At 46.3% G+C, this 24,838-nt stretch carries 21 protein-coding genes, 2 pseudogenes and 1 riboswitch; of the genes and pseudogenes, 13 read left to right on the forward strand and 10 right to left on the reverse strand.

Annotated elements, in window-relative coordinates; all coding sequences use genetic code 11:
• The first annotated feature begins 2 nt into the window (after positions 1-2).
• Together MiSe_RS24970 and MiSe_RS24975 are read left to right on the forward strand one after the other, a co-directional pair.
• On the forward strand, positions 3-1,586 hold the full coding sequence (locus tag MiSe_RS24970; protein ID WP_226585829.1) for an alkaline phosphatase D family protein: 1,584 nt from the start codon (positions 3-5) through the stop codon (positions 1,584-1,586).
• A 194-nt stretch (positions 1,587-1,780) separates the two neighbouring features.
• Positions 1,781-2,005 carry a DUF4327 family protein gene (locus MiSe_RS24975; RefSeq protein WP_226585866.1) on the forward strand — a complete coding sequence of 75 codons (225 nt, stop codon included), beginning with the start codon at positions 1,781-1,783 and terminating at the stop codon, positions 2,003-2,005.
• 34 nt (positions 2,006-2,039) lie between these two features.
• Here MiSe_RS24975 and MiSe_RS24980 read toward each other — a convergent pair whose 3' ends face one another.
• Positions 2,040-3,410: an FGGY-family carbohydrate kinase gene (locus MiSe_RS24980; protein WP_226585830.1), complete on the reverse strand. Its 1,371-nt coding sequence runs from the start codon at positions 3,408-3,410 to the stop codon at positions 2,040-2,042.
• 139 nt (positions 3,411-3,549) lie between these two features.
• Between MiSe_RS24980 and MiSe_RS24985 the strand changes: the two genes are divergently transcribed.
• A complete protein-coding gene (locus tag MiSe_RS24985) occupies positions 3,550-3,978 on the forward strand; it encodes a DUF4363 family protein (protein WP_226585831.1) in 429 nt (142 codons plus the stop codon).
• 6 nt (positions 3,979-3,984) lie between these two features.
• Positions 3,985-4,266, forward strand: a complete 282-nt coding sequence (locus MiSe_RS24990; RefSeq protein ID WP_444980544.1) for a peptidase — start codon at positions 3,985-3,987, stop codon at positions 4,264-4,266.
• Between the two features lie 180 nt (positions 4,267-4,446).
• On the opposite strand, the gene cobW is transcribed toward MiSe_RS24990, so the two are convergent.
• The 5 genes from cobW to MiSe_RS25015 all read right to left on the reverse strand — a co-directional run bounded on the left by cobW (position 4,447) and on the right by MiSe_RS25015 (position 9,283).
• On the reverse strand, positions 4,447-5,493 hold the full coding sequence (cobW, locus tag MiSe_RS24995) for a cobalamin biosynthesis protein CobW (RefSeq protein WP_226585834.1): 1,047 nt from the start codon (positions 5,491-5,493) through the stop codon (positions 4,447-4,449).
• A gap of 212 nt (positions 5,494-5,705) precedes the next feature.
• The gene (locus MiSe_RS25000) at positions 5,706-6,083 is read right to left on the reverse strand and encodes a DUF1636 domain-containing protein (protein WP_226585836.1); all 378 of its coding nucleotides are present in this window, start codon (positions 6,081-6,083) and stop codon (positions 5,706-5,708) included.
• Positions 6,084-6,114: 31 nt separating this feature from the next.
• Positions 6,115-6,801, reverse strand: a complete 687-nt coding sequence (locus MiSe_RS25005) for a HupE/UreJ family protein (RefSeq protein WP_226585838.1) — start codon at positions 6,799-6,801, stop codon at positions 6,115-6,117.
• 17 nt (positions 6,802-6,818) lie between these two features.
• A riboswitch (cobalamin riboswitch) is annotated at positions 6,819-7,068 on the reverse strand.
• Between the two features lie 19 nt (positions 7,069-7,087).
• Entirely contained in the window at positions 7,088-9,100 is a 2,013-nt protein-coding gene (locus tag MiSe_RS25010; protein WP_226585841.1) for a diguanylate cyclase domain-containing protein, read from the reverse strand.
• A 42-nt stretch (positions 9,101-9,142) separates the two neighbouring features.
• Positions 9,143-9,283, reverse strand: coding sequence for a hypothetical protein (locus MiSe_RS25015; RefSeq protein ID WP_226585843.1), 141 nt, complete (start codon positions 9,281-9,283; stop codon positions 9,143-9,145).
• Between the two features lie 277 nt (positions 9,284-9,560).
• Here MiSe_RS25015 and iscB point away from each other — a divergent pair.
• Together iscB and MiSe_RS25025 are read left to right on the forward strand one after the other, a co-directional pair.
• Positions 9,561-10,838 (forward strand): annotated as a pseudogene (iscB, locus tag MiSe_RS25020) (RNA-guided endonuclease IscB).
• A gap of 469 nt (positions 10,839-11,307) precedes the next feature.
• On the forward strand, positions 11,308-11,934 hold the full coding sequence (locus MiSe_RS25025) for a hypothetical protein (RefSeq protein WP_226585845.1): 627 nt from the start codon (positions 11,308-11,310) through the stop codon (positions 11,932-11,934).
• Positions 11,935-12,052: 118 nt separating this feature from the next.
• Here the strand turns inward: MiSe_RS25025 and MiSe_RS25030 are convergent, their stop codons facing one another.
• Entirely contained in the window at positions 12,053-12,514 is a 462-nt protein-coding gene (locus MiSe_RS25030) for a L,D-transpeptidase (RefSeq protein WP_507770168.1), read from the reverse strand.
• 453 nt (positions 12,515-12,967) lie between these two features.
• Here MiSe_RS25030 and MiSe_RS25035 point away from each other — a divergent pair, with 453 nt between their 5' ends.
• The 6 genes from MiSe_RS25035 to MiSe_RS25060 all read left to right on the forward strand — a co-directional run bounded on the left by MiSe_RS25035 (position 12,968) and on the right by MiSe_RS25060 (position 18,601).
• On the forward strand, positions 12,968-13,504 hold the full coding sequence (locus MiSe_RS25035) for a hypothetical protein (protein ID WP_226585847.1): 537 nt from the start codon (positions 12,968-12,970) through the stop codon (positions 13,502-13,504).
• Positions 13,505-14,202: 698 nt separating this feature from the next.
• Entirely contained in the window at positions 14,203-15,540 is a 1,338-nt protein-coding gene (locus MiSe_RS25040; RefSeq protein ID WP_444980545.1) for a MurT ligase domain-containing protein, read from the forward strand.
• A gap of 53 nt (positions 15,541-15,593) precedes the next feature.
• Complete coding sequence (locus MiSe_RS25045; RefSeq protein ID WP_226585851.1) at positions 15,594-16,394, forward strand: type 1 glutamine amidotransferase; 801 nt, start codon at positions 15,594-15,596, stop codon at positions 16,392-16,394.
• 212 nt (positions 16,395-16,606) lie between these two features.
• Positions 16,607-17,080 (forward strand): hypothetical protein, encoded by a 474-nt coding sequence (locus MiSe_RS25050; RefSeq protein ID WP_226585854.1) that lies wholly within the window; start codon positions 16,607-16,609, stop codon positions 17,078-17,080.
• Positions 17,081-17,436: 356 nt separating this feature from the next.
• On the forward strand, positions 17,437-17,799 hold the full coding sequence (locus tag MiSe_RS25055) for a hypothetical protein (protein ID WP_226585856.1): 363 nt from the start codon (positions 17,437-17,439) through the stop codon (positions 17,797-17,799).
• 442 nt (positions 17,800-18,241) lie between these two features.
• A complete protein-coding gene (locus MiSe_RS25060; protein WP_226585858.1) occupies positions 18,242-18,601 on the forward strand; it encodes a hypothetical protein in 360 nt (119 codons plus the stop codon).
• Positions 18,602-18,834: 233 nt separating this feature from the next.
• On the opposite strand, the gene MiSe_RS25065 is transcribed toward MiSe_RS25060, so the two are convergent.
• On the reverse strand, positions 18,835-20,709 hold the full coding sequence (locus MiSe_RS25065) for a multicopper oxidase family protein (protein WP_226585859.1): 1,875 nt from the start codon (positions 20,707-20,709) through the stop codon (positions 18,835-18,837).
• A gap of 419 nt (positions 20,710-21,128) precedes the next feature.
• The gene (locus MiSe_RS25070; protein WP_226585860.1) at positions 21,129-21,515 is read right to left on the reverse strand and encodes a hypothetical protein; all 387 of its coding nucleotides are present in this window, start codon (positions 21,513-21,515) and stop codon (positions 21,129-21,131) included.
• Positions 21,516-21,692: 177 nt separating this feature from the next.
• Here MiSe_RS25070 and MiSe_RS51175 point away from each other — a divergent pair.
• Positions 21,693-22,460 (forward strand): annotated as a pseudogene (locus MiSe_RS51175) (DUF4291 domain-containing protein).
• 237 nt (positions 22,461-22,697) lie between these two features.
• Here the strand turns inward: MiSe_RS51175 and hcp are convergent.
• A complete protein-coding gene (gene hcp, locus MiSe_RS25085; RefSeq protein ID WP_226585862.1) occupies positions 22,698-24,329 on the reverse strand; it encodes a hydroxylamine reductase in 1,632 nt (543 codons plus the stop codon).
• Positions 24,330-24,838 lie beyond the last annotated feature (509 nt).

A 24,838-nucleotide genomic window follows, 5' to 3' on the forward strand; every position in this document is an offset into this window, starting at 1 on the left:
TCTTGGAAAGAAAACCTTCAAACCAAATCAGTCGTCGCAAATTCCTGCTAGGTTCCGCTTTAACAGGTGGCGGAATTATTGCCAGCAACTTATTCTCAAAATCATTCGCACAGGCTCCCGGCATCGTAACATCAGATAGAATGCGTCCGCAAATTCCCTACGGCGTCGCCAGCGGCGATATTACCGGAAATAGCGCCGTCATTTGGAGCAAAACTGACCGACCCGCGCGCATAATTGTAGAATATTCCACCAGCGAAACTTTCCGCAACGTCCAAGGAATTGTAGGGTCAGCAGCAATAGAACCCACCGACTTTACAGCGCGAGTTTACCTATCAGATTTACCCACAGGTCAGCAATTATTTTATCGCGTAACTTTCCAAGATTTAGCCGATAGAAATATCTCCAGCATTCCCGTTACAGGTCGTTTCCGCACCCCTCCTAACTCAGGTAAAGATATTTTCTTTGCTTGGTCGGGGTGCAGCGGCGGTCAAGGTTGGGGTATTAATCCAGATTGGGGTGGGATGAAAATCTATGAAACCATCCGAAAACTAGAGCCAGATTTCTTCATCCACTGCGGCGATAATACCTATCCAGATAACCCGATTCTATCGGAAGTTAGACTAGAAGACGGCAGTATTTGGAAAAATATTACTACCCCAGAAAAGTCCAAAGTTGCCGAAACTTTAGCCGAGTTTCGCGGCAATTATATCTATAACTTACTCGATGAAAACGTCCGCCGCTTCAACGCAGAAGTGCCGTTGTTAGTGCAATGGGACGACCACGAAACAACTAATAACTGGTATCCAGGCGAAATACTAGATGATAACCGCTATACCGTGAAAAGCTGCGATTTGCTGGCGGCGCGTGGCAAAAGAGCGCTACTTGAGTATATGCCATTTCGCTGGGACGCCAACGATCCGGATCGCATTTATCGAGCTTTTAAATATGGCCCAAATTTAGATATTTTTATGCTCGACGAACGCAGCTATCGTGCGCCAAATTCTGCTAATCGTCAGCTAGTAGCAAGTGCAGAAACAGAGTTTTTAGGTAACGAACAAGTGCGGTGGTTAAAAAGCCAATTACTCGCCTCAAAAGCAACTTGGAAAATAATCGCTAGCGATATGCCTATTGGGATTATTGTCCGCGATGGCGAGGCATTTGAAAACTTTGCCAACGGGGATGGCCCCGCTTTGGGACGGGAATTAGAACTGGCAGATTTGTTGCGGTTTATCCAACAAAATAATATCAAAAATGTTGTTTGGCTGACCTCGGATTTGCATTACGCCGTCGCGACTTATTACGACCCCGCCAAAGCTCAATTTACTGACTTTAAACCGTTTTGGGAATTCGCTGCAGGGCCGCTGCACGGTGGCAGTTTTGGGCCGCAAGCAATTGATAATACTTTTGGCGCACAAGTGAAGTTTCAAAGCGCAGGTGTGGGGATGAAACAAAACCTTCCGCCTACGGCAGAAATGCAGTTTTTTGGAACAGTAAAAATAGATGCTGCAACTAAATTAATGACCGTTGCGTTGCTCGATGTAAACGGTAAAATTGTATACAGCGTCGAGTTGCAACCAGAGGTATAAATCTAGGTCAATGCTTGCAAAAATTATGAGTTTAAGGTATAATAGCAAGGCAGCAATTGAACTAGCTTAAAATATCGCTAAAAGATTTCGTTTTGTTGGTTTTTTCATCGTTTTTTGACATTAATGAGTTAAGTGGTGTTAAAAGAGCGATGATATAAAAGCAGTCCAAGCTTTTGTCAGGGGGAGAGGCGATGATGACGACATCTACTATCCGCTATTCAATCGATGTGATTAGGGATGAAGCCCGCGAACTGGTCAAGAAAGGCACAATCAGTCGCCAACAACCGATATATGCGCTTTGCGAGTATATTAGACCGGGGGAATGGCGTTGTGTGGAATGCGAGTTAGAAGAGTGCGGCTATTTGCTAAGAGATCGCATTTGCGATTTAATTGGTTGCGAAACGTGGATCGAGGATTAGAAAATGAGAGACCGATCAAATCTCAAATCTGAAATTAGCGCTCGCTGCGATTAATTGCTGGCATTGCTAATAAAGCTGTACCATAAGCGGCTTCTGTATGAATCGGTCTTAAGATAGATACTTGCAAATGACGTTGGCGAATCTTTTGCCAAGTAGGATTTTTTGCCCCACCTCCAGCGGTGTAAACGCGAGTTAACGGCGTTGCACCGAATTGTGTTAATAATTGGTAACCTCTGGCTTCAATGCGGGCGATACTTTCGAGTAAACCGTGGAGAAATTCTACAGGGTTTTCGGGACGGGGTTCTAGTCGGGGTGGTAGATTGGGGTCGTTGATGGGGAAGCGATCGCCCGCCTTCACCAATGGATAATAATCTAATAAACATTCTTTCTCGGCATCAATTTGACTGCTGAGATTTTCTAATTCAGCGTTGGTGAAAAACTGCTTTAATACTGCACCACCTGTATTAGAAGCACCGCCAACTAACCATAAATCGATCCCCCCCTGCCCCCCAATGCCTTGGGGGGGTAAGTGCCCGCCTGAGACTAAAGGCAAAGCATCCTCTGGTTTCCCCCTTTTGAAGGGGGACGGGAGGGGGATCGCTTGGGAGGGTAAGCGATGGCTATAAATTCCATATCGGGAATCATCGACCCGAGTGCGACTTAATAGTTTTAGGACTAAAGTCGAACCTAGAGAAGTTACTGCTTCACCGGGAGAATTCGCACCGCTGGCGAGAAATGCGGCAATACTATCAGTTGTTCCGGTACAAACTATGCAATCTCGCCGCAAATTAAAGCGAGTGGCAATTTCTGCCCTCACTTCACCGACTGGCACCCCAGGTGCGAGGACTTGGGGCAATAAATGACGTACTGGTAAATTTTCTAACCAATCTGGATAGCACAAATTTTCGACATCGTAACCGAGTTTTAATGCATTGTGATAATCGCTAATTCCCAAACGTCCGTGCAATAAAAAAGCTAACCAGTCCGCTTGATGTAAGAAATAACAATTTTGAATATTATCGGCATTTTGGATTAACCAGAAAAGTTTTGCCAGGCTAGAAGTGGCGCTGATTACGGTATGGTTGGGAGGAGCGATCGCGCGGACTTTCTCGATCACTTCTATTCCCCGTCCATCATTGTACATTAAAGGTTCAGAAATGGGGTTACCAAAGTTGTCGCACAACAGGACGGTGGCAGAAGTGCCATTGAGAGCGATCGCTTTGATTTCCCCTCGGATTTCCTGGGGAATTTGTTCGAGCAGAGTAAATAAAGCATTCTGCCAGATAATGGTGTGGTTGGGTTGTTCAAACGGATATTGCGCTTCTGCTTGGATAATACCTTCAGAGTCGATTACTATTGCCCGGGCGCCAGAAGTGCCGAAGTCGATGCCAAGGTAGAAGTTCATGGGTCAATAATACCAAGTTTCACAGCCAGAAAAGTTGGTTGGTTCTTGGCAATTTATCATATAATTATTCCATAGCTGTTCTCAATAGTCGAGCCAGCCAGTTAATTACATTTTCATTTTGTTTTCACTTTTAACAGTTATGATCAACCGTTTAAGTTACGCGATCGCTATTACCACAATCGGTCTGCTAGCATTAACAGGATGCAGTAGCAATACTCAACCCACAAGCCAAGCTTCTCCGGCTGTTGAAACAACTGCACCAACAGCCGCTACAACTGCTTCAAATACTACCCAAGAAGGATTTACTGCCTTAGTTGGTGTAGTGTCAAATACAAAAACAGCAGTGGAAGCTGGCAACTTTGACCAAGCCCAAAAGGCGTTTGACAAATTTGAAGATGCTTGGAACAAAGTTGAGGATGGAGTTAAAGCCAAGTCTGCCAAAAGCTATGAAGCGATTGAGGACGCCGAATCTCAGGTAGAGAGTGCTATCAAAGCAAAAGATAAAGCAAAAGCCTTGGCGGGATTGCAGGCACTCGACAAAAATATAGCGACGGTTTCCAAGAGGTAAAATATGATGCGATCGTTTCGTACGTACCATCGAACCCTGGCAATTATCCTTGCCTTACCTCTTGCTGTCACATTATTAACTGGCATGGCGGTTACGTTTGTGGAACAGTGGTCGATTGATATGCCAATTCCGCGCAGTCTACTGCTTTCACTACATACCGGCAAAATCTTTGGTCTTGAAGGACTTTACCCGATTTTGAACGGGTTAGGACTTTTGGGGTTATTAGTGACAGGGTTAAGTATGTCTGGTTTATTTGGTAGGAGAAGGTCAAAACCTACTCAGAATTAAACGGGACATTCTGCGTATCGTAATTGTTGTTTGATAGGGAATGCGATCGCTAGTAGGGGCGGGTTTTACAGACAATATATGCCTATTACCTCCCCCGCCTACTAAATATGGGGGCATGGTGCCGTACTCTGCGGGCTAACGCACCCTACAGATAGAGGTTTTGCTATTAGCAATTAGCAATTAGCAATTAGCAATTAGCAATGCCGATGCAATTTTACTTTTATCCAAACCGCGACCTATCAGCACCAAACGAGTTTCGCGGGGTTCGTTTCCTTGCCAAAGACGATCGTAAAAATGCTCAAAGCGCGAACCGACTCCTTGCAATACTAACCGCATTGGTTTATGCGGAACTGCAACAAACCCTTTAACCCGGTAAATTTCTTGCTGTTGCACCAATTTTTTCAGCGAATCAACTAACGCTTGAGGCTCAAATTCTCGGTTTAAAACAAAGTGAACTGAATTAATATCCTCATCGTGTTCGTGGTCTTCTTCCTCATCGTGGTGACTGGGACGAGAGTCTAAATTCTCCTCAACCGCTGCATTAAATCCTAACAGAACATCGGCGCTAATTTCACCGCTTTCGCAAGGGACAATTTTGACTCCTGGTGGTAGTTGCTGTTTTAACCAATTCTGCACCTGAGTTTGAGTTTGGGCGTTGACTCGGTCAACTTTACTTAACAGCACCAAATCAGCACAAGCTAATTGGTCTTCAAATAATTCTTCAATTGGCGTTTCGTGGTCTAGATTGGGGTCAGCTTTTCTTTGCGCTTCCAAAGCATCCAAATTCGCAGCCAGGGTTCCAGATACTACGGCTTCGCAGTCTACTACGGTAACTACGCCATCGACTGTAGCGCCTGTGCGAATTTCAGGCCAACGAAAGGCTTGAATTAAAGGTTTGGGCAATGCTAATCCGGATGTTTCGATCAGTATGCAATCCAAATTTTCTCGCCGTTCTAGTAGCTGTTGCATCGTGGGGAGAAATTCTTCCTGAACGGTGCAACAAAGACAACCATTCGTGAGTTCAACTATGTTCGTAGTTGGCACTTCAGCATCATCGCAAACTTGGCAAGAACGCAGCAATTCACCATCGATGCCCAATTCGCCAAATTCGTTAACTAGAACGGCGATGCGACGCCCTTGATTGTTTTGCAATAACTGGCGAATCAGAGTTGTTTTGCCGCTGCCGAGAAAGCCAGTAATCACAGTAACGGGTATTTTTGCAGCCATAAAAGCTCCTATAATTGCATATTTTAGATGGCAGATTTTAGATTGAATTTAATCTTAAATCTAAAATCTGCCATCTTACTTTCTTCCCGCCGGAAGAATTTCTATTGAATGAACCGCCATAGACGCGCAGCGGCTTCCCGTAGGGTAGACGCCAAGAACGCCAAGAAGGAAGAAGGAAGACATAGATAATCTGCTAGCGGGAAGGGAGTAAATTATTTGAGGGGTGGGATGCGGGCGATTACGCCTTTTTTTAGGGGTTCTGGTCGTTCTGACCAGGGCAAAAGACCATTGGGTTTTGCATAATATTGAGCGGCACATTCTAGAACTGCGGCTGCGCTATTTTGGGGGGGTAAATCGCCAAACAGATAAGTATATTTATCCGGGGCGGCGAATGAAACAGCACAAGCATGACTGCAAGCGCTCATGCACTCAACTTCTTGCATGGGAAATCGAGCGCGTAATTCCCAATTTTGGTGGAGTTGGCTGAGATTTTCGATTAGTTCCTGACCCCCACTTTTGCCTTGTGGTTTGCCATCTTGCCAAACGGTGGCACAGGTTTTACACACAAATAGAATGTGTTGCGTCTTCATTGTTGATTTGATAGTCCTGGGGAATATGCAATTAACCCAAAAGGGAAGAAGTGAGGAAAACAGTACCGATTGAGCAGATGACAAAGCCAGCGAATTGCAGGGGCGAGAAAGTTGGGCGGGTGAATTTCTTCATCGTCCAGTTGCCAATTAAAAGAGCAAGCAGAGAAATGGCATACTGAATCAAGCTAAAACCCAACAAATACGCAAGTAGCGGTGTCATTTGTGCGCCGACGATGGATTCGCCATAAGCGTAGCCGTGAAATAAACCTGCGAAGGATGCTAGTGCTGTCAGCGCGATGAAGTTGGGACGCTGTTGGGTGAATAGCATGACGCCAAAAGCGATCGCAGAACCCGCAATAATCATCTCAGCCCCTGGTAAGTTCAGCCCAAGCAAGTGAATTCCCGTGCCTAGCAGTGCTGTTAAGATAAATCCTGCTGGAATTAAAGCGCCTCGCGACAATCCAACTGCGAGCAATCCCATGGCAACAATAAAAGCAAAATGGTCTAAACCGATAATTGGGTGGGCTAATCCGGAAACAAAACCTTCAAAGAAATTGCTGGGTATTTTACCATCAAGGGCGTGGTGAGCGATCGCTTTTCCCGCCGCACTCAACAGTCCTAAACATACCAAAAATCCGCTAGCCGCAAAGCGGCGTCCTCCCAACTGGTGGATACCAGTACGCTTTGACTGCTGACGCGAAACTTCTATTTTTGACACGATCTGTACCTCGCAGATTCATTTATCCAACGTCGGCGGGTATCCTGACTTACTCGATTTTGGTAATTGGTAATTGGTAATTGCTAATTGCTAATTGCTAATTGCTAATTGTTTTTTGCGATTACCTCGTTCTGACTGGGAACGCGATTAGCGATTACCCAATCCAAAATCGACTCACAGTTGCGGGACAGTGTCGGACTTGCACCAGACTTTCCCCGTTACCTCTGGCGGCTGCTCCCCGCCAGAACCGACCCAGCTTGCGTATTGTACCGCAAAGCTTGTCGCTTCACAAACAGTCATCGGTTAATTGCTGGACGATGTAGCGATTGCGTCCTTCTGCTTTTGCCTGATACAATGCTTTGTCGGCTACATCGATCAGCATTTCCGGAAAAGAGCTAGCCGAAGGAATCGTACTCGCTACTCCCAAGCTGAGGGTGATATACTCGCTGACACAAGACTTGCGATGCTCGATCTGCAACGATCTTAATATCGACTGGATTTCAACTGCTACCTTCGCCGCTCCTTGGGCCGTCGTGTTTGGCAGAATCACGGCAAATTCTTCACCGCCGTAACGCGCTACTAAATCGGCGGGGCGACGGGCGGCGGCGCGAATCCCATTGGCAATTTCCTGCAAACAACTGTCTCCCGCTATGTGTCCGTAGGTGTCGTTGTAGGCTTTGAAACAATCCACATCGCAGAGAATCAACGACAGCGGTTGTTGTTCTCTTAGCATACGCAGCCACTCGTTGTCAAGATATTCGTCAAAACGGCGGCGATTGGCGACTTGAGTTAAGCCATCTAAACAAACTAATTGCTGCAACTGTTGGTTGGCGGTGACTAACTGTTGGTAAAGTTCTGCTTGTTGGATGGCGATCGCTACAGAGGTTGCCAATTGTTTGAGCAACTCAATTTCCCACACTTGCCAATGGCGGGAGGCAGAGCATTGATGGGCGCCCAGGATTCCCCAAAGATGAGTGTAAGCGAGTAAAGAGCCAAATTCTCCCACTCCTCCCGCCTCTGGTGCTGCCTTTGTTGCCGTCAGGATAGGAACCACCAAGTTAGCCCTGACTTGCAGGGGGGCTAACAAATCGGCTTGACATTGGGGTATGTCACAGTTGTAGACATCGTCGATGGCTTTGATGCGACCGTTTTGATAGAGATGGACGTATTCTTGAGAAAAGCATTCATCAAAGATGATTCTTCCCAAGCTCTGCGTCCAATTTGAGCCTACTGATTCTACAACTACAATCCCGCTCCAATCTGGGAAAAAGCGGTAAATAATCACGCGATCGCAAGCGAGAAATTGCCGCACTTCTGCCACCGTGGTATTAAGAATCGTCTCCAAGTCTAAAGACTGGCGGATGCGCGCCGCAATAGCCGCCACGAGTCGTTCTCGCGCAATTTGGTTTTGCAGCGCTTCTTCTGCCTGTTTGCGTTCGGTGATGTCCCGCAGGATCACCGCCAGTATGGTTTCTTGTGGCAGTTTTAGCTTATAAATCGATGCTTCGGCGGGAAACTGGGTCTGATCTTGGCGTAAACCCACAATCTCCCGACGTTCTCCCATTTTCCGCGAGATATCGGCGGATTGGGCAAATTTATGCAGGTGCTGACGATGCACTGCCCGTAACGTTTCAGGCAATAACATGTCGATTGGCTTTCCTAAAACCTCCGCTGCGGTATAGCCAAAGATTCTTTCCGCGCCCTGATTGAATATTTGAATCCGCCCAGTTGCGTCTACCGAGATAATCGCATCGTCGGCAATATCGAGAATCCCAGCTAAACTAGCTTGCGATTGTTGCAGTGCTGCTGCTGTTTGCCGATGTTCCAAGACTTCGGACTGCAATTGCTTCGTTCGCTCCTGTACCAATTGTTGCCAGCTATCGATCTGTAGATTTCCCAGCAGACTGGTTTGGGTGACGATGCCAACTAAAAAACCCTCCCCATCTACGATGGGGAGATGGCGAACCCGATGCTGGCGCAGCAATTCGATCGCCATCGCCATATCTGACATCTGGGATTCGTTCGCGGTGATGGGTTGATTCGTCATCACCTGAGCGATCGCTATCTCTTCTAAAACTCTCTTTTCTAACGTTATTTTTACAACATCTGTTTCTGTAAATATGCCTAAAAGACAAAGACGGGGGTTACCTGGGACGCTCTGAAGCTCGACCACGAGGACATAGCTGGAGCGATTCTGACACATGAGCGCGAGCGCAACAGAAACCGGCGTGTCAGGAGATACCGTCAGGGGATGGCGGTCAATGGCTCGCTCGAGAGACAAGTCTGGGGCGTTTGACATAAACGAGAGTGTCGTTTTCTACCAATTTGACACTCCCGCCTCTTAAACGGGTAGCATTGTTGACTTACGGGTGTAGAGACCTTCGTTGTTGCTAGGAAGATGGGGAAGATGGGAATGATAGGGAAGTTGGGGATGACGCACCTCTGGTGGAGACGGGACGAAGCTGTCATGAACCCCACGCATAAATGCGGGGGCTTGTAAGACTTAATTCTTGCTTGCGCTCGAATTATTCTACACGCCTACATGACCAGACTAAGACTCACGCAGTCACGGTAGGAACAAGTGTTAAAGCTCCTAAGAGCGAATGCACGAACCAGTTTGCAGCTCTAGAACTTCAGCATTAAACAGGTGTACAAGGGTTAAGCCAGTGTGTTGAAGAAAGTACCGATTCTGAACATTGTCGTTAGCGAAGCGGGGCGTTAGCCCGGTTCACTTTACTCCGAAAGGAAGATTAAAACTCATGTTTGTATTTGTCTTAGACAGCAACAAGAAGCCGCTCAACCCAACCCATCCTGCTAGAGCAAGGAAACTACTCAAGTTAGGAAAAGCTGCTGTGTTCAAAAGATATCCTTTTACGATTATTTTGAAGCAGGAATTCGGAGAACCTTTCAACCAAGATTTAAGGATTAAAATTGACCCTGGAGCGAGGACAACAGGTATAGCAATCTTGCGAAACGAGGTTGTTCTGTGGGCAGCAGAACTAACTCATAGAGGATTTCAAATTCGAGATGCCCTGACCTCTAGAAGACAGTTAAGACGTTCTCGGAGGAATCGCAAGACTCGTTACCGTCAACCTCGATTTGACAATCGTCGTCGCTCTGATAAATGGCTACCACCTTCGTTAATCAGTCGAGTAAATAATATTTTGACTTGGGTTAAACGGTTATTGCGGTTATCACCAGTCACTGCCATCTCGACTGAATTAGTAAGGTTTGACACTCAACTGATGCAAAATCCAGAAATCACAGGTATTGAGTATCAACAGGGATTGCTTGCCGGATACGAGCGTATAGAATATATGCTCGAAAAATGGCATCGGCGGTGTGCCTACTGTGGTGCTACCGAAATGGGGCTAGAGATTGAGCATATTATTGCCAAGTCAAAAGGCGGGTCTAATCGTGTATCTAACTTGACCTTGAGTTGCACGAAATGTAATCAGAAGAAAGCGAATAAGCCCCCCAGAGCAATTCTTGAAGAACAAGCCTGAATTACTCAAGTCAATTCTTGACAGGTCTAATCGACCCTTAGCTGACACAGCAGCAGTTAACGCGACTCGATGGAAACTGTTTAATTGCCTTGAGGAGTTAGGTTTGCCCGTAGAAACTGGAACTGGAGGCAGGACTAAGTACAACCGTTGTCGTCAAAATTTGCCTAAAACTCATTGGCTAGATGCTGCGAATGTAGGCGCATCAACTCCAGACACTTTAAAAGTTTTGGTATCTAACCCTTTGATTATCAAAGCAACAGGACACGGCAACCGCCAAATGTGTGGAACCAATGCTTTTGGCTTTCCGATTCGACATCGGTCAAATACCAAAAAGCACTATGGTTTTCTTGCCTGGCGATATTGTCAAAGCTGTTGTCACCAAAGGCAAAAAGGTTGGCTCTTATATTGGTCGGGTTCAATGCCCTCGCAACAGGCAGTTTCGACATCACAACGGCTACAGGTCGGGTAGCAGGGATTAGTCACAAATATTGTTCATTTGTTCACAGGAGCGATGGTTATGCCTATCAATAATGATTCGCAAGCCGCTCAGTTGTTTGTGTAAGGGGGACAGCTTCCTCCCCATGGGTGAACGACAGGGGCTACCGTTCCCTTACCAACCCCCGATTTATTTATGGTGAGAGTTGTGGAAAAATTAAAAACGTCTCTGGATCCCCGAAGTATTTTGTACTAATAAAGACCAATTACTCAAGCTCTGTATATGCCAACCATTAACAGGCTCGCCCTTTGTTTAGGATTGGACTATAGCCGCGACAGTTTGATCGATTTACTCGACGCGCTCTCAGGGAACACCACGGCGATTTCTCCAGTAGAATTATGTGAACACCCCTCGTTTCGGCGAGGTTATAGCGCTTTGGCACTCTTCGGATGAAATAGCACAGACAACTTTCACTACTCGTCGTGGGCGTCATCTCAAACGCAAAGAAACAAAGGTGAGCCGAAAAATCCTTGGTTTGTCAACGAGAGATCGACGGTCTCACCTTTGTTTCTAGGCTCGTGGTGCGTAAGTCCTGTAACCATTTCCGGTTGGCATCAAATGTTGATGCGAGGTACGAAAGATTATCCGATGCACCAGCATCCTTTTACTTTATTGCAAGTCAGGGTCACGGATGAAACTGGTCAGCAACTGTGGCGTCCGATGTGGCTAATTGCAATTGGTCAGCGGCGAGATGAATTAACTTTACTCGATTACTATCAGGCCCACCGACAACGATTTTATCTGGAGCATATGTTGCGTTTCAGTAAGCAACGCTTGCTGATGAGGTCTTTTCAAACCCCTGATGTAGAGCATGAAGAAAACTGGGCAGGACTTACGCAACTTGCTTATATACAGCTATGGGCAGCCAGGGAATTAGTGGAAATTCTTCCTCGTCCTTGGAAAAAATATCATCACAAAAAAACTAACCATTCTCTGACGCCTAGTTTGGTTCAACGAGACTTCTACCGAATTATGCGGACGATTAGCACACCAGCAGGTTCTCCCTTCCCCCGTGGTTTTTCTAGTGGGCGGATTCAAGGTAACTCTATACAAAAAAGAAAACTACACCCAGTGGTCAAACAGGGTAAAAAGATTAAAAAGAGCCAGTCTTCTACACAGAACGCTGCTTAAAACCGCCTAATTACTCCTAATTAATTCGAGTTTATTTCGCGTTCAATACTCGCGAAATATTTTTCTTTTGTCCAAAGTCCAGTCAATCTGAAATCTGCCATCTCAAATCTGCAATTTCTTATGGTTCTACTGTCACTGGCGTTCCTACCCTAACCATTTCATATAACGCTTCTACATCTCGATTTCGCATTCTAATACAGCCGTGGGAAACCGCCTGTCCAACTAATCGCTCGTTGGGCGTGCCGTGAAATCCTATATAATTTCTGCCATCTGTCCAAAATCCTATCCACCTCGCACCTAACGGATTATTTGGCCCCGGCGGAATCACCTGCCCATTCAAAGGATGTTCCCAAATTGGATCGCGTTCCATGTGGAGGACTTTAAACTTACCTGTCGGCGTTTCCCACCCTGCCCTACCGATGGCGATGGGGAAACTTTTATCCACGCGATCGCCCCGATATACATAAACCCGCCGCTCTCTCAATTTTATGACTAAACCAATCTCAACAGCGGGATTTACTGGCGCGGATTGCTCTGTATTAGGCGCTACTGGGGGTTGTCCAACAGGAGGCGCTTCCATGTGCGGTTTTGGCTCGATAGCTATTGCCTCGGCAGTTACAGCAGAAGCAACAGCAGCCTGCCCCCCGAAGGACATTGTTAAAATTATTACGCTTAACCCAAGAAGTTTCATGTTTCCAGCTATCGATTTTCCTCGCACGATTACCGATACCTTGACATATTGATAATTTTTATCGGTTCCGTATTGAAACTCGTTCCTATTGTAGTATTTTTACCTAAACTTTCCTCAGTAGAAACAGTTATATTGTAGCTGAGTCTGAAAAACAGACTTGTTTTGTCAGCGACTATACAGCAGAGCTTGCAAACCTGTGATAATCCAAACAACTCATACCTATAGGTAGAGTTACCGCCAAAAAGGTGAGAGTTAGAATTTGGGAGAAACAAAGGCAAGAGAAAAAGCTTTGCGAAGCAAGAGCTAGGTATAGTCGGCAAACGATCTCAAAGTGAGGTTAAAATGCGTCTTCAAAATGTGAAAATATTGACGGGGACGGCTCTCGTGGTGGCGTTAGGAGCGATCGCATCAAGTCCAGCGATCGCAACTGAAATGAGCGATCGCCTCCAAGACAATCGAGTAGCTGTAGCATCCGACTCCAATTCTTACACCGGCACAATCAGAAGTATCGTTGGCAACATCGTAACCCTGGAACTGCCCAACGGCGATACCAAAGAAATCGGCTTAACTCGATTGGAACAGGGACGACTCGGTTTAGTCCCCGGTATGAAAATTATCGTCAGAATGGTAGACGGGCGTAGAATAGTTTCCCTCGCTCCCGCAGTAGAAGCAGTTACAATCGCCAGAGTCACGCGGATTGAGGAAACGACAACTCAGATAGAACGCACACCCAGGCGCATCGTGTTACCACCGCCGCAAGAAAGACCCGCACCTGTAAGACGGGCGCCAGTGCAACCCGCACCCGTTAGAATTGAGCCGGTGGAACAGACAACAGAAGTGGAACCTCTACCGCGCCGTCCCATCAGAGCGCTTTGGTAAGATTATTGTTTTCACAGATATCTGCAACAGAGATAATGCCGCCACTTTCTATAGGCGGCATTATTTTATATTCTTGGGCAGGCGGGACGCCTACCCCACAAGAAAAAATATAGCCGTTTGCGACTTGATAGAATACACTTGATTTTGCATAAGTTAATAGTCCGCTACGCCTGGCTTAGTTTGTGTAGCGGCACCCTTAAGGGTGCCGCTACACAAACTAAGCCACAAGGGCTGTATTCCACCAAGTCACAAACTGCTATATCAGTTGTGGGATGGGTATCCTGCCCATCCGCCTACCCGACAAGAAAAAATATCAGTTGTGGGATGGGTATCCTGCCCATCCGCCTACCCGACAAAAAAAATATCAGTTGTGGGATGGGTATCCTGCCCATCCGCCTACCCGACAAAAAAAATATCAGTTGTGGGAAGGGTATCCTGTTTGTCCGCCTACCCGACAAGAAAAAATATCAGTTGTGGGAAGGGCATCCTGCCCATCCGCCTACCCGACAAGAAAAAATATCAGTTGTGGGAAGGGCATCCTGCCCATCCGCCTACCCGACAAGAAAAAATATCAGTTGTGGGAAGGGCATCCTGTTTGTCCGCTGCTATTTTTGCCAGAAGTCCAATTTTTAGTTGTATATTATCAAACTGAAGCAACCTTGCCCTCTTGCCCATTCTCAAAGGATGTCAGCGTGGCGATTCAACTGGTAGACAAATTGCGATTAAGCCTTGCAGTAACAGCTGCACGTACCATTACATCCCTAGTGCGCTTGCTGCGACTGGGTGCTGCGAGTGTTTTACCGGGAGCAATTGCGCGCCGCATTCAACCAAAAATTCTCTCCCTGCTGGCGCGTCAGGTGAAGTACGGCACAATTTTAATTGCAGGGACGAATGGCAAAACCACCACATCGCTGCTGTTACGCACGATGCTGGAACGCAAAGGTTGGCGGGTGGTACACAACGCCACGGGTGCGAATTTGGTCAATGGTTTAATTGCGGCGTTGCTAGAAAATACTAATTTGGCGGGTAATCTCAAAGCAGATTACGCGATTCTGGAAATCGATGAAAATATCCTGCCGAAAGTGCTGCCGCAAATCCAGCCAAAGTATATTTTGTGTTTGAATTTGTTTCGCGACCAGTTGGATCGGTACGGCGAAGTCGATATAATTAGCCAACGGTGGATGGGAGCAATCGCACCCCTTTCCCCAGACACCGCTATCATCATCAACGCCGATGACCCCACGCTTTCCCACCTCGGTCAGCATTTACCCCAACGAGTCTTATACTTTGGTTTAAGCGAACCCGACCAATATCTAGACGAAATTCCCCACGCCGTTGACTCAATTTACTGTCCCAGTTGCGGTCACTCCTTAGATTATCAAGGCGTTTATCTATCCCATTTGGGCGATTTTCACTGTCCCAATTGCGGCTTTAGCAAGAGTAAAGTATCGATTAATAGCTCCCAATGGCCTCAAATTCTGATCGGACTTTACAACAAATACAACACCCTAGCAGCCGTATTAGCCGCCCAAGAAATCGGCATCGATGAAAGTACAATCCTCGATACAATTAAAAACTTCCAAGCCGCATTTGGACGCGCCGAAGAATTAGAAGTCGCCGGAAAGCACGTCAGGATTTTGTTATCCAAAAATCCCGTAGGGATGAACGAAACCATCCGCGCCGTGAATCAGATAAAACTTACCGGAAAATCATCGACAAGTTTAGTAGTACTGAACGATCGCACCCCCGATGGCACAGATGTATCGTGGATTTGGGACGTAGATACGGAAAAATTGGTCGCGTCGGGAGGAACAATTGTCGTGAGTGGCGATCGCGTCTACGACATGGCGCTGCGCCTGCGCTACAGCCAGACCGACGAAAATGACAAATTTAACCTAATTATCAAAGAAGACTTGCAGTCAGCCATTACAACCGCCTTAGAATGCACTCCCCCAGGCGAAACCCTGCACATTCTCCCCACCTATTCAGCCATGTTAGAAGTGCGAGGCTTACTAACAGGCCGCAAAATTCTATGATCGATCGAACAATTAGCAATTAGCAATTAGCAATTAGCAATTAGCAATTACCAATGACAGAACTAACAATTGGCTGGTTATATCCTACCCTGATGAGTACCTACGGCGATCGCGGCAATGCCATCTGCTTGCAGCAACGCGCCAAATGGCGGGGAATTAAAGTACAAGTATTACCCCTCGACTTGCAATCAACTATCGACGATATTCATCAAGTTGATATTTTAGTCGGTGGCGGCGCGCAAGACAGACAGCAAGAAATAGTCATGCGCGATTTAAAAGGAGCGAAAGCAGAAGCACTGCGCCAGAAAATCGAAGCCGGAACTCCAGGAGTTTTTACCTGCGGCGCACCCCAATTGTTGGGACATTATTACGAACCTGCATTAGGTCAAAGAATAGAAGGTTTGGGATTATTAGATTTTGTCAGCAAACATCCGGGACCAGATGCGCGTCGCTGCATTGGAAATGTAGTTTTTGAAGTCACTGCTTCGCGTTTAGCCAAAGATTTACAAGCAATGTTAGGGAAAGTGGCGGTAATAATTGGCTTTGAAAATCATGGCGGTAGGACTTATTTGGGCAAGGTAGAACCGCTAGGGAAAGTGATAAGCGGTTATGGAAATAACGGCGAAGATGGAACAGAAGGATCATTTTATCGCAATGCGATCGCTACTTATTCCCACGGCCCACTTTTGCCTAAAAATCCCTTTGTGGCTGATTGGTTAATTCAAACAGCATTAGCAGAAAAATATCAAACACCAATATCTTTACAACCGCTGGATGATACTCTGGCAATGCAGGCAAGGGAAGCAATGTTTAAAAGGTTGGGAGTTGGTGAAGTTGTTGCTGGTAAGCGCTAGTAAATTCGCGTAGCGTCTCGAAGAGAATCGCCGATCTTGATTGGGAAGGCATGGCTAGACAGTTTGAGTTAAATCAGATACATCACATGGACTGCCTAAAAGGTTTCAAGAGTCGCGATCGCAACTCGATCCAGACAAATGTTCAAAATGGAGAGCCATTGTCTCCAACACCTCGATAAACTAAAACAAACTATCTAAAGAAGGCTAAATCAATGCTGGCAATTAGACGTGAGGCTGTAGATATTGTTTGTCCTTTGATTCGCGGCGATTACTTGTTCAACCCAATCGAAGTTACTATTAAATCGCCCAAGAGCTACCGTAAGGCTGTTTATCGCATCGCGCAGTTTTTCCGGCGGGAGTTCGATTATGATTTTGCCCAGTACGGCTACGAAGGTGAAGAAAACGATCCTGATTGCGTTGCATTCCTGTGGATTCACCCAGAAGCTGGAGCAAGGGGCAAAGAGTTTCAAGTTCCATGTATTGGAGCTTGCTGCTTTAGACTCCGCCAATCAGGTTACGCACTCCAATGGATATGGATTCACCCGTACTTCCGGCGACAAGGATTACTCTCAGAGGCGTGGACAAAGTTTCGCGATCGCTTTGGAGAGTTTGATGTCGATCGCCCACTGTCCGATGCCATGAAGGCTTTTCTGAACAAGCAATCTGTAGGGGCACGGCATGATTAAATAGGTTGCTCAAGCGAAAGAATATTGCTCGTGCCGTGCCCCTACTCAACCTGACCCAAAATCGGGGATGCAATCTGTAGGGGCACGCCATGATTAAATAGGTTGCTCAAGCGAAAGAATATTGCTCGTGCCGTGCCCCTACGGCAGCGGATTTTAAACAAGCGATCGCTTCAAAGCCAGAAACCCGGTTTTAAAGAAACCGGGTTTCTCAAGTACTAGGCTAACCCAGACAAGCGGCTAAATCTTCATCGGCAGTTGCGATCAAAAGTGCTATTTTTGTAATACCAACTTGAACGCCGTAGGCCATAACAGTTTTGTCACAAAACAAATTAACAACAAACTTTTCCAGAGGTGTTATGAAAACATCGATTTTGAGAGTATTTTTGCTAACCGTTGTCCTATTTATTACCTCAATGCTGGTAATTTCCGATATGGCTTTGAGTAACCCGCTTTGGCGCGGTTCTCAGTTTATTGCCGAAACAACGTTAACCAGTCAGCCATCAGCGGAAGTGCTATCACAAGAAACAGCCAATATAACTCCTTCAGAGCCGTCAAAGGCTAAAGTTGAAGTGACCGAAAGCACTCAACAATCTACGCAGAGTAAAGCAGGCGAGTTAACGCAGAAAGCTTCCCAACCCCAAGAAACGCCATCTGAGTCAGGCGGGCCTTACGATATGGAAGCAATCAAAGCGTTCAATCGGGCTTTGTACGGTTCGTAATATCCGCTTGAGCATCCCGGTTTCTAGAAACCCGGTTTCTACGAAAAATCGTTGGTTTGGCAACCAGAGATCAAGGTCGAAACCGGGTTTCTGGCAACGCCCTTGCGTAAGTCCTGTTAAAGAAACCGGGATGCTGTAGACTTTTTAACTAAAACGCCGTAAGTCCCCACAAATCAAGTAGGGGCTATTATTTATATTGCGAAATATAACAGGGCTTTATTAGTACCCTGAGGGGGTATTTTTTACAAAGGGAATTGGGAAGAAGGAACAAGAAGGAAGCTCTCATAGATCCAAGCTGAATTAGTCAACGTATACATCTATAAGTTGTGGACGTTACTGATTAACAGAATGGTTGAGGACGAAACTTTTTTTCTGTTATAAATCCAAGCTTAATCAGTCAGCGTAGACATCTATACAGTTGTTCATTTACGGAGACATTAATATGGAGAACGACAAAAGCGCCAACTTGACTATCGAGGCACTTCCTGATACCCAACCGCCTCTAGTTAAAGTCATTTCCCCCAATGGCGGCGAGATCTTGAAAGTAGGAGATTGGGTGACGATAATGTGGAAAAGTCTCGACAATGTCGAGATTGTAGAACACAGGGTGAGGATCTCGCGGCAAGGGCAAAACGGTACGTTTGCACCCATTGTCAAAGGTCTGGATGGCGATGATATGTCCTACGACTGGCAGGTAACCGGACCGGGAACCAGCAAAGCCGTAATCCAGGTGGTAGCCTTCGACGCTGCCGGGAACCGAGGGTTCGACAATAGCGACACTCCTTTTATCATCCAGCCATAAGAGGTAATATCAAATTCGGTTGCATCGGAATGATTGGCTTTGTTGGTAATTGCTAATTGCTAATTGCCGCTACACAAAGTAATTCTGATGCAAACGGATTCGATATAAGACCACTTTGAGAGAATCCCGGTTTCTTTAACAGGACTTTAGAAACCGGGTTTCTGCGTCGATCTCTAGTTCTCTGGCGACGATTTTTCAGAGAAACCCGGTTTCTTTAAAATTCTGTAGACTGTTTAAACCTTTTTGCACCGTTCGGGAATTGTAATTTGCACCGGACAATCAGGGGAAAGGGGATCGGCACAGCAACTATTCGGAAGCGGTTCAAAACACTTACAGGGAAGTTTATCCTCGATCAGCGGAGGTGGATCGGTAGAACCGAGGGGTGGAGGCGGTAAAGGTTTGGCACAATCAGAAAGCGGATCTTGTCCGTCTTTACCTACTTCAAATTGAGTCATCATATCGTGGTCTTCATGCACGATGTTATGACAATGCATCATATATTTGCCTCGGTGAGGGGCAAACTTCGCCACGACTCGAATTGTCTCCAAATCACCCAGGATGACAACATCTTTCCACCCTCGTTCGTAAGGTAGGGGAGGTCGTCCGTTGCGATCGATAATTTGAAAATCGATCAAGTGAATGTGGACTGGATGGGTCCAACCTCCTGTATTAACTAAGTTCCAAATTTCAATATCGCATTGATTGGGATTGGCTTCCACGCGGGTGGGACTCCAAGTTCTACCGTTAATTGTCCACTGTCCGCCTCGCCCAAACTGAAATGTACGAGTTTGTACAGCCCGTTTTTCTAATTCTTCCCGCAGAGTCAGGATACCTAAGTTGTCAGGAATGTAGCTATTATCCGACACTTCCCCATCTTCTAAATCGAAGCGCATCAACGCTTGAGATTCAGCACCAAGATTACCGGGAAAAAGAATATTCCTCAAATAAATCTGTTTCACTTCCGGGCGGAATACGGAAAAATCAATAATGATGCCGTAGCGTTCTGCAACTCCAATCCGCAAGTATTGATTTGGTGCATTTAGATCTACGGCTTTGCTTAACAGTCCCGCATCCGTACCGATGACTTTTATTTGGACTTTTTCGTTATTTTTGGTCAGCTTATCCGCATCGGTTGTTAACTTGACGGCATCTCCGCTGAGTGTTAATTGGTATGTGCGAGAAGCCGAAGCATTTAACAGTCGGAAGTAGTATTTCCGCCGCTTGACTTTCATGTGAGGCCAGGGTACGCCATTGATTAGAATAGCATCGGCATAAACTCCCCGCTGTCTGCGATCGTTAAATACAAGCTTCCACTGATTTGGATTGTTTTTGTTAGGAATCTCGAATGTTTTATCTTGGATGACAAGCGGTACCTCGAATTCTCCCTTGGGTAAGCAGCCAAAGTCTTGAGGTTTGCAAAAGTCTTCTTTGGCATAGTCAACGATATACATACCTGCCAATCCCATATAAACGTTGCGGGAAGTTTTGTGGACGGCATGGTCGTGATACCACAGAATAGAGGCGCGGTTGTTGGGATAGTAATAATCTTTGTAATAGCCGACGGGAGTTAAGTCTTCTGCATAGCCATCGTATTGGGGAAGCGAAGCCATTCCATGCAAGTGAACGGAGGTACATATGTCTTTTCCTTCTGCATCTTTTCCCAAGTTATTGATAAACCGAATGCAGGATTGTCGGTTTTTTTGTTGATGGATGAGGGGGCCGGGAAAAGAGCCGTTATAAGTCCAAGCTTCAGCGGTAATTGCCGGGTTGCCATCTTTAGCTGGGACAATTTCAACTGTCTGCTTCCGCATCTCGATTTGATAGTAGTCAATTGGTTGGTCAAAGGTTTGCCCTTCACTCACAACCTTGTAGGTTTTGCTGAAAGACCGCTGGAGTGGTTCCGGGATGCGGAGGGGTTGGTCGAAGCGCTTGATGAGTGGACTCAACTGGGGGGTTTGCGTACTGGGTGGCAGCATGTCTTCAGGGCACTTATCTTTATTACACTTAGAAGATTGCGCCCAAGCGCTTTTGGCAAATCCAAAAGGTGAGAGGAGTACTCCACTTCCAAGTAATCCGAGTTTGAGTGCTTCGCGCCGCGTTAGTTTCATCCCTTCCTCCAAAGATTCCTCTTGCTTCGTTGAATCTTATGGCGGATTGCGGTCGTATGAGGTACACCGAGAGTTTGTGTAGCGGCAGCATTAATGCTGCCGCTACACAAACGAAGCCTTTTGGCTTTCCCCCACTCACTTGCAATCCGCTGTATTTACTAGGAATGCTTATAACTCTGGAAAGATGGCGGTAATTTTTCAGAAATTTAACTAAATTTAATGTGTATCAATAATTTCGCTACCGGCGCTGCGATCGCATTGATATAAAACTTCAAATATGTTGGTGCGTTACGCGCTTCGCTAACGCACCCTACTGATGCTTTAAATATCAGGTGCGTTACGCGCTTCGCTAACGCACCCTACTGATGCTTTAAATATCAGGTGCGTTACGCGCTTCGCTAACGCACCCTACTGATGCTTTAACCTAGAAGGCGGTAAAACAGCACTGGAGCAACAGCAACCCAGATCAGAACTATACTCCACAGTCTTCCAGCGAATATATTGTAGTCGGCAAGAAGCTTACTCCATGAATGACCTGCGATATAGTGACCAAAGATAAATTCAAAGCCAACGGTAAGCGCCAGCCAGATGCATCCAATAATTAGTGCCTGTGTGGGTGACTCAAAACCCCAAAGGCGCGCTACCAAAAAGATGTAAAGACCTAACAATAAAACTCCAGTAGCGGTGGACACCTGATGGGCGCGCAACTCACTGAGATATTTCCCGTAAGTCACCTCTCGAAGTATGCCATTGATGACGCCTATGAACACCATCGGAATCCATGCCAGAACGTAGCGCAAAATCATGGCTTGTTCCTCACTATGTTGCATATTTTGATTGTATAACAAACAAAAATTGCTCTGATATAAAACTTCAAATATCAGGTGCGTTAGGCTAACGCTAACGCACCCTACTGATGCTAACTTTTGCTCCCCTTTCCTACTTTGTCCAATCGCGTAACATGCTTTAATATAAAATGATTTATGCCCCAGAGGTGTTTTGTGAAGCTGGTAACAGAAAGTTACTTAGCACAAATAGATCGTTGGCCTAAAACTGGACGTCATATTCTGGCGCAGTTTGACGACGAATCGATTGTTGTCTACCAAGCTTATCGACCTGCAATAGGTCACTTTGCCGCCTCGCATGGTTACTTTGGTGGTGAATTTAGCCTTAACCGAATGAGTTGGATTAAGCCCAACTTTCTGTGGATGATGTATCGTTCGGGGTGGGGAACTACAGCGGCTTGCAGCCGCGTGAGGTACAGCGAAACCGCGCCTTTTGTGTAGCGGCACCCTTAAGGGTGCCGCTACACAAAAGGCGGTGTACCTCATCCGAATGAAATCCGCTATAAAATAGGACAAGAAGTGATACTTGCCATTTGGATTAAACGGTCTGCTTTTGATCGGATTTTAGCCGCAGCTATTCATTCAAATTTTGTACCAGGTGTGTATGCTAGTCAAAAGGAATGGAAGCAAGCAGTTGCGACATCCTTGGTGCGGTTGCAATGGGATCCAGATCGTGAGCCATCGGGTGCTAAGTTAGAACGACGAGCAATTCAACTGGGGTTGCGTGGCGAAATTCTATCTTATTACGCACGGGATTGGATTGTGCATATTGAAGATATTTCTGAGTTTGTCAGACAGCAGCATCAATATGTTAAGTCTCAAGATTGGGAACAATTGATAACGCCTGCTGAAAGCGTTTATTCTGTTGAAAACCCCGATTTATCTGAGAGATTAGGCATTAAGTAGGTGAATATCAATCCACTCACCACAATCGCGGGCGAGACGCCCACCCCACAAAACCTTCCATCTCTTGTGGGGTGGGCGTCGGTGCCCGCCATAGGTAGGGATAGCTATTTTCACTTTATTTACCTGCACCTACTTAATTCCAACTTTTAATATTTGGCTTGACTTTACCCTAATAAATTTAAAGCCCGCGCAGGCGGGCTTCGTTTGTGTAGACTCAGACTTCAGTCTGAGGGTAATCTAACCGAGACAAGCAGCTAAATCTTCATCCGGAGTTGCGATTGCTTTCAAATTATACTTCTGCGACAGCAACTTGAACACATTCGGCGAAATAAACGCTGGCAAAGTTGGCCCCAACCGAATATTCTGAATTCCGAGATAAAGTAGCGTCAGCAAAATCGCCACCGCTTTTTGTTCGTACCAAGACAGAATCATCGACAGGGGTAATTGATTCACACCTACGTTAAAAGCATTCGCCAGCGCCAAGGCAATTTGAATCGCAGAATAGGCATCGTTGCACTGTCCCACATCCATTAAGCGAGGAATACCGCCAATATCGCCCAATTCTTTATCAAAGAAGCGGAACTTCCCGCAAGCAAGAGTTAGCACGACGCAATCTTTAGGCACTTTTTCCACAAATTCGGTATAGTAATTGCGGTCTGGCTTTGCACCATCGCAACCTCCAACTAAGAAGAAGTGCCGAATATCTCCCCGTTTCACTGCTTCAATCACTTCACCGGCAACACTCAATACCGCATTGCGTGCAAAACCTGTCGTTACTTGGCGCAGTTCTCCATCTTCTACAAACCCCGGCATTTCTAATGCCTTTTGGACGATGGGTGAGTAGTCGGGGATGAGATTTGGGGAAGGCAAGTGGGTAACTCCAGGCCAACCAACTGGACCGACGGAGAACAATTTATTAATGTAAGATTCGTGGGGCGGCATTAAGCAGTTTGTCGTGATTAAAATCGGGCCGGGGAACTTGGCAAACTCTTTTGTTTGATTCTGCCAAGCGGTGCCGTAGTGACCGTAAAGATGGGGATATTTCTGCTTTAATTTTGGATAACCGTGGGCAGGCAACAATTCCCCGTGGGTGTAAACTAAAATGCCCGTATTTTCGGTTTGTTTGAGCAGTTCTCCCAGTTGTTTGAGGTCGTGACCGGAGACTAAAATTGCTTTGCCTTTTTTGGCGTTGAGGGGAACAACTGTCGGCGTGGGATGACCGTAAGTTCCTGTGTTTCCAGCGTCGAGAAGTTCCATCGCCCGCAGGTTCATTTCGCCGACTTTAAGCGCCAGATTTACCCAATCATCAAGGCTGAGGTCTTGGCGGTTGATCGCGGCTAATGCTGCGTGACAGAAGGCGTAAAGTCTGTCATCTTCTTGCCCCAATTCTTGAGCGTGGAAGGCGTAGGAAGCAAGACCTTTGATGCCATAAGTGACGGTCAGTTTAAGGGAAAAAATATCTACATTGCTGGCTGATTTGCTGATAAATTCATATTCTATATCCTTGCCTTGCTGCACTAAGTCGTCTTCGAAATCGGGGGTAAAGTTAGCCAAATCCGACCATTCGATTGGTTGGAGTTGAGCTTTTAAGCTTTCTCTCAGCGCGATCGCATGACCAATATACTCTGTGAAACTCTTTGTGCTAAAATTGACATTAGTCATCGTCGCAAAAAGGGCTTCGCAAGTAAAAACATCCGCTTCATGAGTATTTTGACCCAACTCGCGAGCCTTGAGCGCCACTTGGGACAGTCCCCGCAAGCAGTGAATTAATAAGTCTTGTAGAGCATTTACTTCAGGACTTTTGCCACAAGCACCCCATTGATGGCATCCTTGTCCGCTGGCAGTTTGTTCGCATTGTTCGCAAAACATTGTTCTGTCTCCTCGTTGCTTTATCTATCCCCACTTTAGGGCGGTGCAAAGGATAGCGCCTTGACTTAAGTCAAAAAGGAGGTTGGTAATGGCTAATGGCTAATGGCTAATGGCTAATGGCTAATTGTCAAGAGTAGGGACGGGTTTTAGCAATCATATTGTGTCCGCTAGCTTCGTTTGTGTATAGTTTTTAACGCTGTAGGGGCGGGTTTTACCAACCATTGTGTGTCACCACGAGATATTTCATTAAACCCGCCCCACCGCCAATAATATCGTGTCCGGTTGCATCGGTTGCGTTTGGAGAGCAAAGGGGATGGGGGAGCGGGGGGGCTGGGGGAGCGGGGGGGGCAGGGGGAGCGGGGGGGGGAGGGGGAGCAAAGGGGAGAAAAAACGCTTAGATAGGAAGAGGACACGTTCGGACTCCCGTCACAGCGATAAATTTAGTATGAACTCTTCAGGATGGAAACACAATATCAATCCACAATCAATTGCTGACGGTTGTGCAGGGT

It is taken from the genome of Microseira wollei NIES-4236, assembly GCF_020521235.1.
Classification (GTDB): Bacteria; Cyanobacteriota; Cyanobacteriia; order Cyanobacteriales; family Aerosakkonemataceae; genus Microseira; species Microseira wollei.

What these genes read in the sequence shown, in the direction of transcription:
- MiSe_RS25010 (WP_226585841.1), bottom strand. Translation starts at nt 9,100, where the DNA reads ATGTCAAACGCCCCAGACTTGTCTCTCGAGCGAGCCATTGACCGCCAT.
- MiSe_RS25070 (WP_226585860.1), bottom strand. Translation starts at nt 21,515, where the DNA reads ATGATTTTGCGCTACGTTCTGGCATGGATTCCGATGGTGTTCATAGGC.
- MiSe_RS24990 (WP_444980544.1), top strand. Translation starts at nt 3,985, where the DNA reads ATGCGATCGTTTCGTACGTACCATCGAACCCTGGCAATTATCCTTGCC.
- cobW (WP_226585834.1), bottom strand. Translation starts at nt 5,493, where the DNA reads ATGGCTGCAAAAATACCCGTTACTGTGATTACTGGCTTTCTCGGCAGC.
- MiSe_RS25030 (WP_507770168.1), bottom strand. Translation starts at nt 12,514, where the DNA reads ATGGAAGCGCCTCCTGTTGGACAACCCCCAGTAGCGCCTAATACAGAG.
- MiSe_RS25000 (WP_226585836.1), bottom strand. Translation starts at nt 6,083, where the DNA reads ATGAAGACGCAACACATTCTATTTGTGTGTAAAACCTGTGCCACCGTT.
- MiSe_RS25055 (WP_226585856.1), top strand. Translation starts at nt 17,437, where the DNA reads ATGAAAACATCGATTTTGAGAGTATTTTTGCTAACCGTTGTCCTATTT.
- MiSe_RS25060 (WP_226585858.1), top strand. Translation starts at nt 18,242, where the DNA reads ATGGAGAACGACAAAAGCGCCAACTTGACTATCGAGGCACTTCCTGAT.
- MiSe_RS25065 (WP_226585859.1), bottom strand. Translation starts at nt 20,709, where the DNA reads ATGAAACTAACGCGGCGCGAAGCACTCAAACTCGGATTACTTGGAAGT.
- hcp (WP_226585862.1), bottom strand. Translation starts at nt 24,329, where the DNA reads ATGTTTTGCGAACAATGCGAACAAACTGCCAGCGGACAAGGATGCCAT.
- MiSe_RS24980 (WP_226585830.1), bottom strand. Translation starts at nt 3,410, where the DNA reads ATGAACTTCTACCTTGGCATCGACTTCGGCACTTCTGGCGCCCGGGCA.
- MiSe_RS25050 (WP_226585854.1), top strand. Translation starts at nt 16,607, where the DNA reads ATGCTGGCAATTAGACGTGAGGCTGTAGATATTGTTTGTCCTTTGATT.
- MiSe_RS24985 (WP_226585831.1), top strand. Translation starts at nt 3,550, where the DNA reads ATGATCAACCGTTTAAGTTACGCGATCGCTATTACCACAATCGGTCTG.
- MiSe_RS24975 (WP_226585866.1), top strand. Translation starts at nt 1,781, where the DNA reads ATGACGACATCTACTATCCGCTATTCAATCGATGTGATTAGGGATGAA.
- MiSe_RS25035 (WP_226585847.1), top strand. Translation starts at nt 12,968, where the DNA reads ATGCGTCTTCAAAATGTGAAAATATTGACGGGGACGGCTCTCGTGGTG.
- MiSe_RS25015 (WP_226585843.1), bottom strand. Translation starts at nt 9,283, where the DNA reads ATGCGTGGGGTTCATGACAGCTTCGTCCCGTCTCCACCAGAGGTGCGT.
- MiSe_RS25045 (WP_226585851.1), top strand. Translation starts at nt 15,594, where the DNA reads ATGACAGAACTAACAATTGGCTGGTTATATCCTACCCTGATGAGTACC.